9 protein-coding genes are annotated in these 14351 nt (G+C 68.1%); 1 reads left to right on the forward strand and 8 read right to left on the reverse strand.

Annotation, left to right across the window (positions count from 1 at the left end; translation table 11 throughout):
* Positions 1-65: 65 nt before the first annotated feature.
* From ACSQ3D_RS11265 to ACSQ3D_RS11290, 6 genes are all read right to left on the reverse strand, one after another.
* Complete coding sequence (locus ACSQ3D_RS11265) at positions 66-806, reverse strand: lysophospholipid acyltransferase family protein (RefSeq protein WP_396503165.1); 741 nt, start codon at positions 804-806, stop codon at positions 66-68.
* Positions 807-992: 186 nt separating this feature from the next.
* Positions 993-2285: a dihydroorotase gene (locus tag ACSQ3D_RS11270; RefSeq protein WP_396503166.1), complete on the reverse strand. Its 1293-nt coding sequence runs from the start codon at positions 2283-2285 to the stop codon at positions 993-995.
* Positions 2286-2483: 198 nt separating this feature from the next.
* On the reverse strand, positions 2484-3446 hold the full coding sequence (locus tag ACSQ3D_RS11275; RefSeq protein WP_056167520.1) for an aspartate carbamoyltransferase catalytic subunit: 963 nt from the start codon (positions 3444-3446) through the stop codon (positions 2484-2486).
* 2 nt (positions 3447-3448) lie between these two features.
* Positions 3449-3970, reverse strand: coding sequence for a bifunctional pyr operon transcriptional regulator/uracil phosphoribosyltransferase PyrR (gene pyrR / locus ACSQ3D_RS11280; protein WP_056167517.1), 522 nt, complete (start codon positions 3968-3970; stop codon positions 3449-3451).
* Positions 3967-4404, reverse strand: a complete 438-nt coding sequence (ruvX, locus tag ACSQ3D_RS11285; protein WP_056167514.1) for a Holliday junction resolvase RuvX — start codon at positions 4402-4404, stop codon at positions 3967-3969. The genes pyrR and ruvX overlap by 4 nt, the downstream gene beginning before the upstream one ends.
* Positions 4401-5000 (reverse strand): YqgE/AlgH family protein, encoded by a 600-nt coding sequence (locus ACSQ3D_RS11290; RefSeq protein WP_056167512.1) that lies wholly within the window; start codon positions 4998-5000, stop codon positions 4401-4403. Before ACSQ3D_RS11290 ends, ruvX begins: the two co-directional genes overlap by 4 nt.
* Before the next feature lie 21 nt (positions 5001-5021).
* On the opposite strand from ACSQ3D_RS11290, the gene ACSQ3D_RS11295 reads away from it, so the two are divergent.
* Complete coding sequence (locus ACSQ3D_RS11295; protein ID WP_436127203.1) at positions 5022-6506, forward strand: cryptochrome/photolyase family protein; 1485 nt, start codon at positions 5022-5024, stop codon at positions 6504-6506.
* Positions 6507-6683: 177 nt separating this feature from the next.
* Here ACSQ3D_RS11295 and ACSQ3D_RS11300 read toward each other — a convergent pair whose 3' ends face one another.
* Both ACSQ3D_RS11300 and ACSQ3D_RS11305 read right to left on the reverse strand, forming a co-directional pair.
* Entirely contained in the window at positions 6684-7853 is a 1170-nt protein-coding gene (locus tag ACSQ3D_RS11300; RefSeq protein WP_436126949.1) for a PilT/PilU family type 4a pilus ATPase, read from the reverse strand.
* A gap of 172 nt (positions 7854-8025) precedes the next feature.
* Complete coding sequence (locus tag ACSQ3D_RS11305; protein ID WP_436126950.1) at positions 8026-14310, reverse strand: Hpt domain-containing protein; 6285 nt, start codon at positions 14308-14310, stop codon at positions 8026-8028.
* Positions 14311-14351: the final 41 nt, after the last annotated feature.

The raw sequence follows: 14351 nt of genomic DNA on the forward strand, positions 1-14351 counted from the left end.
TTCAGCCTGTACTCCCGCGCAGCGCAGGAGAGTCAAAACACAACCCATTCAAGTCCCGACAATTCTCACCCCGTCTGCCGCAGCGTATCCACCGTATCGTGCAAATGCTGCGTCCACACGCGGCGGTCGCGCCCCTCGGGCTGCTGGATCTCGCCATAGTGCACCACCGCTTCGATCGGCGGTGCGCTGAGCGTGCGCCAGATGGAGCCGACCAGGGTCTCATCACCGATATAGCTGGGCGCAAAACTTGTTGCACCTGTCGCCTTGTCGGCGAAGCGCAGGCCCACCGGCTGCACCGGCGCCTGGGCGGCGACGGCGGCCTGGATGAGGTTGGCGTGGAAGGGCAGCATGTCGCGGCCATCGCCCGTGGTGCCTTCGGGGAACACGGCCAGCACCTCGCCGCGCCCAAGTGCGTCCTGCATGGACTTGACCATGCGCAGCGCGTCGCGGCGCGAGCTGCGCTCGATGTACAGGGTGCCGGCCGCGGTGGCCAGGGTGCCGATCAGCGGCCAACCCTGCACGTCGGACTTGGAGACGAAGCGGCAGTGCCGCCCGGCGTGCATCACCGGAATGTCGAGCCACGAGATGTGGTTGGCCACCAGCATCACCGGCCCCGCCACCGGCGGCTGGCCCACGACGCGCAGGCTGATGCCCAGCCGGGCCAGCAGCTGCAGCGACCACGCCTGCACATGCGCATGCTGCTGGTCCTCGGACAGTGCCGGAAAGCGCAGCGCCACGATCCACAGCCCCTTGGCAATGTGGCCCAGCAGACGCAGCAAGCGCCAGCCGGCGCGCAGATGCCTCATGCCAATGGTCCGTATCGATCCATCCGTACGGACCGGCCCTGCAGCGGTCGCCCAATCAGCATGCCCGGCACGCCAGGCACGCTCGGCATGAATGGCGCGGCCGACGCCCGTTCCACCATGGAACCGGCTTTCCCGGGCCAAGGGTGGCGTCCCCTTGGGTGCATGGCGTGAAGCGGCACAGGGGGGCTACCGATCAAACGCGACTTGTCCGCCCACGAGCGTCATGCGCACGCGGCCCGGCAGCTCGTAGCCGGAGAACGGCGTGTGCTTGCCCTGGCTGCGCAGCGCGTTGCCCTGCACGACCCAGGCGGCGCCGGGGTCCAGGATGCACAGGTCGCCCACGCCGCCCTCCACGATCTGGCCCACGCTGGCCTGCAGCGTGCCCAGGGCAGAACCCAGCACGCGGGCGGGCTCGGAGGTGACCACGGCCAGCGCGCGCGAGAGCGGCACGCCGCTGTCCTGCGACCACTTGAGCGCCAGCGACAGCAGCAGCTCCAGGCCGGTGGCGCCGGGCTCGGCTTCGGCGAACGGCAGGGTCTTGGCGTCTTCGTCGACCGGTGTGTGGTCGGACACCAGCGCATCGATGGTGCCGTCCAGCAGGGCGGCGTTCAGTGCATCGCGGTCGCGCTGCTGGCGCAGCGGCGGCGACAGGCGCGCGCGGCTGTCGAAGAAGCCGATGTCCGCGTCGGTGAGGTGCAGCGAGTTGATGCTGACGTCGGCCGTGACCTTCAGGCCGTCGGCCTTGGCGCGGCGCAGCAGCTCCACGCCGGCCGCGCTGCTGATGCGGCACAGGTGCACATGCGCGCCGGTGGTCTTGAGCAGTTCGAAGATGGTGTGCAGCGCGATCGTCTCGGCCGCCACGGGCACGCCCGAGAGGCCCAGGCGGGTGGCCAGCGGGCCGCTGGCAGCCACGCCCTTGCCCAGATGCATCTCCTGCGGGCGCAGCCATACGGTGTAGCCGTAGGTGGCCGCGTACTGCAGCGCACGCTGCAGCACCTGCGTGCTGGCCAGCGGCACCTCGGCCTGTCCAAAGCCCACGCAGCCGGACTCGGTCAGCTCGGCCATCTCGGTCAGCACTTCGCCCGCGAGGTTGCGGGTGAGCGCGCCCAGCGGGAACAGACGCGACTGGTGCAGCTTCTCGGCGCGGAACTTGAGCATCTCCACCAGCCCCGGCTCGTCGAGCACGGGGTCGGTATCGGGCGGGCACACCAGGCTGGTCACACCCCCGGCCACGGCGGCGGCCATCTCGGATTCGAGCATGCCTTCGTGCTCATACCCCGGCTCGCGCAAGCGCGCCGCCAGGTCCACCAGCCCAGGCAGCACGATGCAGCCCGCCGCATCGATCACCCGGTTGGGCGCGAACTCGGGCGGCACGCGGTTCACCCCCACGATGCGGCCCGCCGCCAGCGCAATGTCACAGGTCTGGTCGAACCCCGAGGCAGGGTCGATCACACGGCCGTTCTGGATCAGGATTTTCATGATTTCAAGCCAAATGGGCCGCTACCGCTTGATGGATAAGCGCCAGCAGCTACAAAAAAACATAGCAAATACTTCACTCAACTCTTCACCCGCCGTTCGCACCGCAGCAGACGCGATGCCAGCGCCCCCGTGGAACCGGCTTCGCCGGGCCACCGGGGGCGTCCCCCTTGGGGGAAGACGCGAAGCGGCTCAGGGGGGTTAAGCCTCATTTCCGGCAACGATGGACATCACCGCCATGCGCACCGCAATGCCAAAAGTGACTTGCGGCAGGATCACGCTCTGCTTGCCGTCCACCACGGCGGAGTCGATCTCCACGCCACGGTTGATGGGCCCCGGGTGCATCACGATGGCGTCGGGCTTGGCCAGTTGCAGGCGCTCCTGCGTGAGGCCGAAGCTCTTGAAGTACTCCTGACTGGACGGCAGCAGCGCGCCGCTCATGCGCTCGTTCTGCAGGCGCAGCGTGATGATCACGTCGGCGTCCTTGATGCCTTCTTCGAGCGTGTGGCACACGCGCACGCCCATCTGCGACATGTCGGACGGCACCAGCGTGCGCGGGCCCACCACGCGCACCTCGGGGCAGCCCAGCGTGGTCAGGCCGTGGATGTCCGAGCGCGCCACGCGCGAGTGCAGCACGTCGCCCACGATGGCCACGGTGAGGTTGCTGAAATCTTTTTTGTAGTGCCGGATGGTGTACATGTCCAGCAGCCCCTGCGTGGGGTGGGCATGCCGGCCGTCGCCCGCGTTGATCACGTGTACATGCGGCGCCACGTGCTGGGCAATCAGGTACGGCGCGCCCGACTCGCTGTGCCGCACCACGAACAAATCGGCCGCCATGGCCGAGAGGTTGGCGATGGTGTCGAGCAGCGACTCGCCCTTGCTGGCCGAGCTGCGTGCGATGTCCAGGTTGATCACGTCGGCCGACAAGCGCTTGGCCGCGATCTCGAATGTGGTGCGCGTGCGCGTGCTGTTCTCGAAGAACAGGTTGAACACGCTCTTGCCGCGCAGCAGCGGCACCTTCTTGACCTCGCGGTCGTTGACGCTGACGAAGTTGGCGGCCGTGTCGAGGATGTGCGTGACGATGTCGCGCGGCAGCCCTTCGATGGACAGCAGGTGGATGAGTTCGCCGTTGCCGTTGAGTTGGGGGTTGCGCTTCTTCAGCACGGTCAGGCCTCTTTGACTTGGAAATGGAAGGTGCCGCTGTCGTCACGCGCCAGCGCCAGCGACTGCGATGCGGGCAGCGCCACGCGCGCGGCGGCGAAGTCGGCCTGCACCGGCAGCTCGCGCCCGCCGCGGTCCACCAGCACGGCCAGGCGCACGCTGGCGGGGCGGCCGTAGTCGAACAATTCGTTGAGCACGGCGCGGATGGTGCGCCCGGTGTAGAGCACGTCGTCGAGCACCAGCACGTCGGCGCCGTTCACGTCGAACGGCAGCGTGGTCTGCGCGCTGGCGGCCAGGCCGCGCTGGGCGAAGTCGTCGCGGTGCATGGCCGACGACAGCACGCCGGCGGGGCCTTCGAGGCCCAGGTCCTTTTGCAGGCGCTCGGCCAGCCAGGCACCGCCAGAGGCAATGCCCACCAGGCGGGTGGTGCCGGTGTGCATGCTGCGCACGCCGCGCAGAAGCTCGCGGTACAGGGCCTCGGCATCGAGCACGAGGCTGCCTGCGATGGCGTTGGAGGGGGTGGTCATGGGAGGGTCCTCAAAAACTGTTCCAGGATGATGCAGGCCGAGGCGGCATCGGCGTCCTTGGCGCCACCGGCGATGGCCTCGGTGGTGCTGTAGCGCTCGTCCACCTCGAACACCGAAAGGCCGAAGCGTCCGCGCAGCTGGCGGCCGAATTTGAGCGCGCGCGCGGTGTTCTCGTGGCTGGCGCCGTCGGGGTGGTAGGGCACGCCGATCACCAGGGCGTCGGGCTGCCATTCCTTGATGCGCTCGGCCACATGGGCAAAGCGGGCGTCGCCCTCGGCCTGGATGGTGCGCTGGGGTGTCGCGCTGCGAAGCATGCGGTTGCCCGTGGCCACGCCCGTGCGCTTGAGGCCGAAGTCAAAAGCTAAAAAGGTCTGGAAATGCGCGGGAACGGCGGGTTGCTCGGGGGGCTCGTGGTGAACGGGCGCAACGGTCATGCGTGCCCCGCCTCGGGCGACAGCATCCAGGCCTTGAGGCCCAGCAGCGCCAGGGCCCGGTCGTAGCGCTCGGGCACGGGGGTGTCGAAGATCACCGACAGGTCGGCCGCCACGGTGAGCCAGGCGTTCTCGGCCAGCTCGGTCTCGAGCTGCCCTTCGCCCCAGGACGAGTAACCCAGCGTGATCAGCACGCGGCGGGGGCCCGCACCGGTGGAGAGGGCTTCGAGCACGTCTTTGGAAGTGGTCATCTCCAGGCCGCCCGGAATGGTCATGGTGGAAGCGTACACGGATTCATCCGCCTCGGCACTCTCGAACAGCATGGGCTCGTGCAGCACGAAGCCGCGCTCGGTCTGTACCGGGCCGCCCTGGAACACGGGCTCTTGGGTCAGGTCTTCGCGCCGCAGGGACAGATCGACCTTGTCGAACAGGCCCTTCAGGGTGATGTCGGTGGGCTTGTTGATGATGAGGCCCAGCGCACCGCGTTCGCTGTGCTCGCACAGGTAGACCACACTGCGCGCGAAAGACTCATCCTCCAGGCCGGGCATCGCGATCAGGAAGTGATGCGTCAGGTTGATGGGCGCAGAATCGGAGGACATTCCGCAATTTTAACGGTGAACATGCAGCCCCCTTCGGCGCCCTCCTATTCAAGCGGGCTGGTCTGGTTTCGGCGCGATCTGCGCACCGAGGACCAGGCCGCCCTGTACCACGCCCTCACCCAGTGCCAGCAGGTGCACTGCGCCTTTGTCTTCGACACCGATATCCTCGATGCGCTGCCCCGCACGGACCGGCGGGTGGAGTTCATCCGCGAGACGCTGGTGGAGCTGGACGCCGCCCTGCGCACCCTGTCAGGGCACGATCATGGCGGGCTCATCGTGGTGCACCACGCCGCGGCAGCCGATGCGGTGCCGGACCTGGCCGCCGCGCTGGACGTTGAGGCCGTGTACACCAACCATGACGACGAACCGCAGGCCATCGCGCGGGACGCCTCCGTCCGCACCCGGCTGGCGGCCCAGGGCCGTGCACTGCACACCTTCAAGGACCACACGGTCTTCGAACGCAGCGAGGTGATGACGCAGGCGGGCCACCCGTACAGCGTGTTCACACCGTACAAGAACGCGTGGCTCAAGAAGGTGGATGCGTTCTACCTGAGCAGCTACCCGGTGGAGCGGCACGCCGCGCGGCTGGCGCCCCGGCCTGCGGGCCACCGCAGGCCCGTGCCCACGCTGGCGGCGCTGGGCTTCGAGCCCGCGGGCCTGGCGCAGTTGAAGATCCCCACCGGCAGCCAGGGCGCCCACCAGTTGCTGGCGGACTTTGTGGAGCGCATCGACAAGTATGAGGACACGCGCAACTTCCCGGCCGTCAAGGGCCCAAGCTACCTGAGCGTGCACCTGCGCTTTGGCACCATATCGCCCCGCCTGCTGGCCCGCACCGCCCACGAGCGCGCCAGCCAAGGCAGCCCCGGCGCTGCCACCTGGCTGAGCGAGCTTATCTGGCGGGACTTCTACTTTCAGATCCTGTACCACCACCCCCACGTGGTGACCGATAGCTTCAAGCCCGCCTACGACGCCATCGCGTGGGAGACCGGGCCCGAGGCCGATGCCTTGTTCGCGGCCTGGTGCGAGGGCCGCACCGGCTACCCGCTGGTGGACGCCGCCATGGCGCAGATCAACCAGACGGGCTACATGCACAACCGGCTGCGCATGGTGGTGGCCAGCTTTCTGGTCAAGGACCTGGGGCTGGACTGGCGCCGGGGCGAGGCCTACTTTGCGCTGCAGCTGAACGACTTCGACCTGTCGGCCAACAACGGCGGCTGGCAGTGGGCCAGCTCGAGCGGCTGCGATGCGCAGCCCTACTTTCGCATCTTCAACCCGGTGAGCCAAAGCGAGAAGTTCGACCCCGACGGCAAGTTCATCCGCCGCTACCTGCCCCAGCTGGCCGGGTTGCCGAACGCGGCGCTGCATGCCCCCTGGAAGGCCAAGCCTCTGGAGCTGCAGAGCGCCGGTGTGCAACTGGGGGGCAACTACCCCCTGCCCATCGTGGACCATGACACCGCGCGGCAGCAGACGCTGGAGCGGTATGCGGTGGTGAAGGCCAGCGCCTGAGCTTGACCTTCGTACCGAGGGGCGGTCGATGATGCAACACCGTTCGGGCTGAGCCTGTCGAAGCCTTGCGCGGCACTTCCTCGGGCCCGCCCCCAAGCCCCGTCCTGAGCTCGTGGAATGCTCAGCAGGGACAGGTTCTTGTATTTTCTGGAGGCAAATCGGTGTCCGCCACATCGCTCAGACGAGCGGCGTGTTCTCCCGCATGCTCATCCCCGCCACCGTGAGCGAGCCCCCGGCGGCCAGCCGCAGCTTGAGCGACAGGTCAGTGCGGTTGTCCGCATGGGCGATGGCCTCTTCGGCGCTGATCGCGCCGGACTCGGCCAGCGCATACAGTGACTGGTCGAAGCTGCACATGCCCTGCTCCACACCCCGGTTGATCGCCGTCTTGAGCTCGTCGACCTGTCCTTTCTGGATCAGGTCGGCCACGTAGGGCGTGAGCAGCATGACCTCGGTAGCAGGCACCAGGCGGGCCGACACGCCTTTGATGAGCCGCTGCGCAATCACCGCCCGCAGGTTCAGCGAGAGGTCCATCTGCAGTTGCTTGTGCGCATGCTCCGGAAAGAAATTGAGGATGCGCTGCACCGCCTGGTTGGCGTTGTGCGCATGCAGGGTGGACACGCACAGGTGGCCCGACTCGGCGTAGTGCAGCGCATGCTGCATCGTGGCGCGGTCGCGGATCTCGCCAATCATGATCACGTTGGGCGCCTCGCGCATCGCGCGGCGCAGGGCCTCGTCGTAGGAGCGTGTGTCGATGCCGACCTCGCGCTGCGTGATCAGCGATTTCTTGTGCGGATGCAGGTACTCGATCGGGTCTTCGATGGTGAGGATGTGGCCGGGCGCGTTGGTGTTGCGGTGGTCCAGCAGCGCGGCCAGTGTGGTCGTCTTGCCCGAGCCCGCAGAGCCCACCGTCAGCACCAGGCCGCCCTTCAGGAAAGCCAGCTCCTTGAGCACCTTGGGCAGGCCCAGCTCGTCCAGGGTGGCGATCCGCGAGGCCACGTGGCGGATCACCATGCCCACCTGGCCGCGCTGCAGGTGCACGTTGACCCGAAAGCGATCGCCCTCTGCCGTCGCGTACGAGAAGTCGCACTCCATCGTGCTTTCAAACTCATGGCGCTGCGCCTTGCCCATGATCGAATAGGCCATCGTGCGGATGTCCTGCGCAGGCAGCACCTGCTGGCTGATCGGCAGAAAGTCCCCCTGCCGCTTGACGGTGGGCGGCGCCCCCGCCAGCAGGAAGAGGTCCGAGGCCCTTTCCCGCGCCACCAGGGCCAGGCAGGCCAGCAGCCGGCTGTCACCGAACGGTGCGGGTGGGTGGGGCTCGATCACGACATCGGACTCTGAGGGCATGGCACGCTCGAAAAAAAAGGGCGCCTCCAGGGCGCCCGTTGCAGGAACTGTGTGAGAACCGGGCATGCAGCTCCTTCAGGGGGCCGCATGCCGCGGCACACATTCGTTCGTCTCGTCTCGTCTCTATCTCTTTCGTCCACCGAGCCGGGCATCTGCTCCTGCAGTGCCCTGGTCAAGCCTCGGCGGCCGCGGCCTCCAGGCGCGCATAGTGCTGGATCAGGCTCAGCAGTTCCTCGTCCGAGTACGGCTTGCCCAGGTAGTGGTTCACGCCCAGCTCCATCGCATGCTCGCGGTGCTTTTCGGCGATCCGCGAGGTGATCATGATGATGGGCAGGTCGCGCAGTGCACCGTCGGCCCGGATGTTGCGCGCCAGGTCGAACCCGTCCATGCGCGGCATTTCGATGTCGGAGAGCACCACGGTCGGCCGCTCCTCCTGCAGGCGTTCGAGCGCCTGCAGGCCATCGGCCGCCAGGGACACCCGGTAGCCTTCGCGCTGCAGCAGGCGCTGCGTGACGCGGCGCACCGTGATCGAATCGTCCACCACCAGCACCAGGGGCACCTGGCTCGGTCCCGCCAGCTGGGGCGACACCACGGCTTTGCCGGCACCCGCACCCGCACCTGCACCTGCACCTGCACCGGCCGCATCCTGCATGGGTGGCAGGCCGACGCTGGCAGCACGCACCTGGTCGCCGTACACCGTGGACAGCGCCACGGGGTTGTAGATCAGCACCACGGCACCCGAGGCCAGCACCGACATGCCGGCCAAGCCAGGCAGACGGGACAGCTGCGGGCCGAGGTTCTTCACCACGACTTCCTGGTTGCCCAGCACTTCGTCCACGTGCATGGCAATGCGTTGAGCGGCGCTTCGGAAGATCACCACAGGGCGGGTCTTGCCGGCAGGCTCGTGGCTGCGGGCCGACGCCTGCAGCAGCGCGCCGGACCAGAAGAACGGCAGCTTTTCGGTGCCGTCGTCGAAGGTGCCCGTGCGATAGGCCTCTTCCAGATCCTGCGACGAGGTGCGCCGCACGATCTCGACCACGCTGGCGGGCACGCCAATGGCCAGGTCGCCTGCACGCAGCATCACCACCTGCGTCACCGCCGTGGTCAGGGGCAGCACCATGCGGAACGCAGCGCCCTTGCCGGCTTCGGTCGAGGTCTCGATGCGGCCGCCCAGAGCGTTGATCTCGGCGCGCACCACGTCCATCCCGATGCCCCGGCCCGACAGGCCGGTCACTTCGGATGCGGTGGAGAAACCGGGCATGAAGATCAGGTTGGCGGCATCGGCGTCGCTCAGCTCCACACCGGCTTCCACGATGCCCTGCGCCAGCGCCTTCTCGCGGATGCGGGGCAGGTTCAGGCCTGCGCCGTCGTCGCGGAACTCGACCGACACGTCGTTGCCTTCGTGGTGCAGGTCCACCGTGATGGTGCCGGAGGCCGGCTTGCCCGCCGCCGTGCGCACCTGCGGGTCTTCGATACCGTGGGCGACGCAATTGCGCAGCAAGTGTTCGAACGCAGGCGTCATGCGGTCCAGCACGCCGCGGTCCATCTCGATGGAGCCGCCGGTGATGTCGAGCTTGATCTGCTTGCCGGTCTCCTTGGAGGCCTGGCGCACCACGGCGTACAGGCGTTCTGCAATGCCTTCGAACTCCACCATGCGGGTGCGCAGCAGGTCGCGCTGCAGCTCGCGGGCCTGGCGGCCCTGGGCGATCAGATCGTCTTCGGCGCCTTCCATGGCGCGCTGCAGGTTGCGCTGCACCGTGGCCACGTCGTTCACCGATTCGGCCATCATGCGGGTGAGTTCCTGCACGCGGGTGAAGCGGTCGAACTCCAGCGGGTCGAACCCGGCAGCGGAGTCCTTGGACAGCGCCAGGCGCGATTGCATCTGCGACTCGGCCTGCACTTCGATGTCACGCAGCTGCTGGCGCAGCCTGTCCAGGTTGCCCGACAGGTCGGTGAGCGAACTGCGGAACTGGCCCAGGCGCACATCCAGGCGCGAACGGCTGATCATGACCTCGCCCGCCTGGTTGACCAGGCGGTCCAGCAGCTGCGCGCGCACGCGCACCGACTGGTTGGCGGCCACGCGCAAGGGCGCCAGTTGGGACGGGCCGGGCAGCCGGGCTGCAGGCACGCCCGCTTGCGCAGGCGCTGTGGCTGCCGGAGCGGTTGCATCGCCAGCGGCGGATACCGCCGGCGCTGCGGCCGCAGCCGGGCCACGTGCGGGCTCGACGGGCAGCGACACCACGGTGTCCGATGCGTTCTGGCCAATCGCACGCAAGGCTTCGAAGTTGGCCTGCAGGCCGTCGAAACTGCCCTGCAGCGGCTCGATCTGGTCGGACGTGACGGTCTCGGCATCGAGGTGTTCGATGGCCGATTCCAGCCTGTGCGCCATTTCGCCCAGGCGCATGGCACCGGCCAGGCGCGAGCTACCCTTGAGGGTGTGCAGTGCGCGGAGCACCTCGCTGCGTGCGCCCAGGTTGTCGGGGCGGGACGCCCACTGGCGCAGTGCACCACCCAGCTGGGGCAGCAGTTCAGCAGCCTCTTCCTCGAAGATCGGGAACAGGTCGGGGTCGATGACGTCGATGGCGTCGATATCGTCGTCCACGTCCGACGACAAGGCGACGGCGTGGGCGATGGCATCGTCGACCAACTGGTCCTGGTCGTGGGCCACCACCGACAGGGCCGGGGCCACATGGCCCTGCGGCACGATCAGCGGCGCGGGGTCGAGCGTCGACTCGGCAAACGACTGGGGTTCTTCGGCCTCTTCAGGCACGGCGGGCGACTGTGCCACGGCAGGTGGCGCGGGCTCTGGCGCCACGGACTCGGCCGCGAACGCATCCACCAGGTCTTCCTCGGGTGGCGTGAGGGTGTTCTCGACCTCGGTCTCGAGGATCTGGCGCAGTTGCTCCAGCACTTCCTGGCTGGGCTCCTTCAGGAACCCGGCAGCGAACTGGTGCAGCAGGCGGCGAATGTCTTCCGCCGCAGCCATGAAGGCCTGGGCCTGCTCCTGCGTGCCGCCGGACTGGAACTGCACATGCTGCAGCGCATGTTCCAGGGTGCGGGCCATTTCGGACAGGCCGGTGAATCCCACCGTGGCGGAACTGCCGGCGAGCGAGTGCGACAACGCCACCGCGTTGTCGGGCAGCGGCTCGTGCAGCTCCAGCGACCATTCCTGCAGACCCGTCACCAGGCGGCGCGACCATTCGTCGGCTTCGTTCAGGTAGACGTTGTACAGCGGGATCGGAATGCGCAGCGTGTCGATGACCTTGACGGCGTCATCGTTGGCGGAGTCGTCCAGTTGCAGGGGCTCGTCCAGCTCGGCCGCGGCAGGCGCTGGTGCTTGCAGTTCTGCATCGAGGGCCTCGTCGGCCACCAAGGCCACGGGCGACTCCACGGGAGCCTCCACAGAGGCTTCCGGGAGTTCGGCTGGCAGCAAAGCCTCGGGCTCCGGCTCGCCGGCGTCCAGCAGTTTTTCCAGCTCCGCAAACTCCTGGGCTTCCAGGAATTCGACTTCCTCCACCGACTCCAGGGGCGGCAGGGCAGGCGGCGCATCGGCCTCCTGAACGGGCATCTCGGCAGCCGGTTCGGCAGCCAGAGACAGCGCATCGTCGGCGCGCGGCTCGGCGGCGGCCACGGGCTCAAGGTCGGGCAGTTCAAGGTCCAGCACGAAGTCCACACTGGACGTATCCAGCGCGGCAGGTGCCTCGCCACCAGGCGCGGATTCGTTCAGCGCAGCGCTGAAGACCGAGAAGTCGATGTCCTCGGCCACTTCGGGCACTGCAGCGATTTCTTCGGGCCCGTGCTCCGCGATCTCCGTGGCCTCGAAGTCGGGAATCGTGAATTCTTCTTCGACCGCCAGAGCGGCTTCTTCGGCCACGGGCTCGGGCAACACCGGTGGCAGATCGGCCACCAGCGGCTGCGCTTCGGGAGCCGCCAGTTCGGGCTCTGCGGGCACCAGCTCGGGCTCGGCGGCGGCAGGGGCCACCGAACCGTCGGCAGACGGGAGCGCCAGCGGCAGCAGCGTGCCATCCAGGCGCATCGCATCGGCCGACTTGCGGAAGGGCTCAGGCTCCCAGCCTGCATGCCGTCCGGCCGCGATGTCGTCTGCCCAGCGGCTGAAGGCCTGCAAGGAATCCGACGACAGCTGGAGCAGCTCGGGCTGCATGGGCTTTTGCTCCGCCAGCCAGGCGTTGAGCAGTTGCTCCATCGACCAGGCGGCTTCGCCGAAGTCGTTGAGCCCGACCATGCGCGAGCTGCCCTTGAGCGTGTGGAAAGCACGCCGCAGCGTGGTCTGCTCGCTCAGGTTGCCGGGTTCGTCGCGCAGCAGGTCGATGGCGGCAAGGCCGTTGACCACCACTTCACGCGCTTCTTCGAGGAACACCTCGAGCAGTTCGTCTTCGATGGCGGGCGCTTCGCGCAGGGTGATCGTGGGGGCGGGAGCGGCAGCGGGTGCTGCGGCACCGGCACCCAGGTCCGGTGCGTCGAAGGATATTTCGGGGGCCAGGGCCGGTTCCTCGGCCGGAGCGGCCGCGGGGAAATCCGGCAGCTCCTGCAAGGAGCCGAAGTCGGTCGGTGCGCTGATCGGCTCCTGCACCGGAAAGCGCGGCAGCACGTCGGGCACCGGAATCGCAGAGCGCTCTTCGAGCTTGGCCGGCGACTCTTCCACGGCGTCCGATGCACGGGGACGGGTCTTGCCCATGAGGATGCGCAGCTCGCCCAGGTCCTCGTCGTACACGAACAGCTTGCGCGCCATGGTGCGCTGGTAGCTGAGCATGTCGATCAGGAAGCCCAACGCGCCCAGGCTGTTGCCCAGCTTCTCGAAGACGCCCTGGCGCTCGGCCTCGGGCACTTCGTTGATCAACAGGCGCTCGACCATGTCGCGCATGCGCACGACGGCCAGCGAGGCCTGGTCCAGGCCCAGCACCGACAGCACACCGCGCATTTGCGCCAGATGGCCGGGCACCGCGGCCAGAATGGCCGTGTCCTGGGGGTTGCGGAAGAACTGGTCGAGCGCCTTTTCGGCCTCGCCCAGGGTGGCCCGCAACTCGTCCACCACGCTGCCCATGGTCTGGTTGTCGCTGACCCTGCGGTACAGCTCTTCCATCCATTGTTCGAGCGGCTCCGGCTGCGCACCGGCGCCGACGGCGTCCAGGCGCTCCGCCAGGCGGGTGGCGCGCACGCCCATCTGCTCGTCGCCAGCGTCCAGTTCTTCGAAAGCAGCCTGCAGATACAGCACCGAGGTGGCGACTTCCATCGCCAGGGCGGCCGACGGTGGCTCGCCCGAACGGGTGGTGGATTCGACCACGCGCGTGAGCGCCTGGGCCAGGTTCTCGCTGCCGGGGTGCAGCTTGCGCAGGGAATCGCACACCAGGCTGAACTGGTCCGCCGCGGGCTTGAGCTTGTTGCGGTCACCGCCGGCCAGGCCGGACCAGGTTTCCGTGGCCGCAGCGATGCGCTTACGGGCCTGCGCCAGCACGGCGGGGTCGAAGCGGCCGAAGCGCGGCGTGTCGTAGTCGACCGGCTTGAATCGGTCCAGCGAGAACGCCTGGCGCACGGCGCGCAGCGAAGGCACCTGGTCCAGCGTTCCTTCGGTCGGCTTGGCCTGGGAACAGAAGAACAGCAGGTCCTGAACCAGGCGGTCGGCGATGGTGGTGTCGCCCTTGGCCAGCGTCGCGTACTGCATCAGCACGCGGGACGCCACGCGTTTCACATACACGTCAGGGGGCAGCAGGCCCGTGCCGAATGCTTCGAAGAAGCCGGCGCAGATCTTCCAGAAGGCGCGGGACTGGCGGTCCGGCTGGGCAGCGACGAACCCGAGGCAGGTATCGCGCAGGCTGATCGCCGCCTTGATGTCGCCCGACTTGACGATGCGCAGCACCGCGGAATCCAGGCGCGCGCGGGCTTCGGGCCCGTAGGGCAGCGGCGGCACGGACACGGTGCCTTCCGGCTCGCGGAAACGGCGCTCCACAGGCCACAGGTCTGCGGGGTGCACGCGGTCGGCCCCGGCCAGGGCCTGGGCCTCGCGGTATTGCGGGAACAGCGCCACCGGCGAGGCAGGCTTGCCCGCCAGCACCGTCTCCAGGTATTCGATCAGGGCGAAGCTGGCGCGCTCGATCACGGCCGCAGCTTCGTCGCTGCAGGTCTCGGGGCGCTGCACGAACTTCTGGACGGCAGACTCCATCGACCGCAGCACCAGCGCCGGCGGGCCCATGCCCACCATTTCCAGCGCGCCGCACGCCTGGTGCAGTTGCTGGCGCGCTATGCGCAGAGAGCCCGCGTCCAGCGCGGCCAGATCCGACTCCCGGGCCACTTCGGCATCGCGCACGAAGCGGCGCATGGCCTTGACCGCACCGTCCAGCGATTTGCGCAGTTCATCCAGCACCCAGGCCAAAGGTCCCAGGTCCTGGTCCCCTTGGGACCAGTCTGCGGCCGGTGCATTGTTGACATCCATAGATGACATGTATTCGTCCCCGGCCGCTATGAGCCAGCTGATTGATGACT

It is taken from the genome of Acidovorax sp. LjRoot117 (assembly GCF_964252695.1).
Classification (GTDB): domain Bacteria; phylum Pseudomonadota; class Gammaproteobacteria; order Burkholderiales; family Burkholderiaceae_C; genus Acidovorax.

Excerpts from the sequence above, each read along its gene's own strand:
- ACSQ3D_RS11265 (WP_396503165.1), bottom strand. The coding sequence starts at position 806 with ATGAGGCATCTGCGCGCCGGCTGGCGCTTGCTGCGTCTGCTGGGCCAC.
- ACSQ3D_RS11270 (WP_396503166.1), bottom strand. The coding sequence starts at position 2,285 with ATGAAAATCCTGATCCAGAACGGCCGTGTGATCGACCCTGCCTCGGGG.
- pyrR (WP_056167517.1), bottom strand. The coding sequence starts at position 3,970 with ATGACCACCCCCTCCAACGCCATCGCAGGCAGCCTCGTGCTCGATGCC.
- ruvX (WP_056167514.1), bottom strand. The coding sequence starts at position 4,404 with ATGACCGTTGCGCCCGTTCACCACGAGCCCCCCGAGCAACCCGCCGTT.
- ACSQ3D_RS11290 (WP_056167512.1), bottom strand. The coding sequence starts at position 5,000 with ATGTCCTCCGATTCTGCGCCCATCAACCTGACGCATCACTTCCTGATC.
- ACSQ3D_RS11295 (WP_436127203.1), top strand. The coding sequence starts at position 5,022 with ATGCAGCCCCCTTCGGCGCCCTCCTATTCAAGCGGGCTGGTCTGGTTT.
- ACSQ3D_RS11300 (WP_436126949.1), bottom strand. The coding sequence starts at position 7,853 with ATGCCCTCAGAGTCCGATGTCGTGATCGAGCCCCACCCACCCGCACCG.
- ACSQ3D_RS11305 (WP_436126950.1), bottom strand. The coding sequence starts at position 14,310 with ATGTCATCTATGGATGTCAACAATGCACCGGCCGCAGACTGGTCCCAA.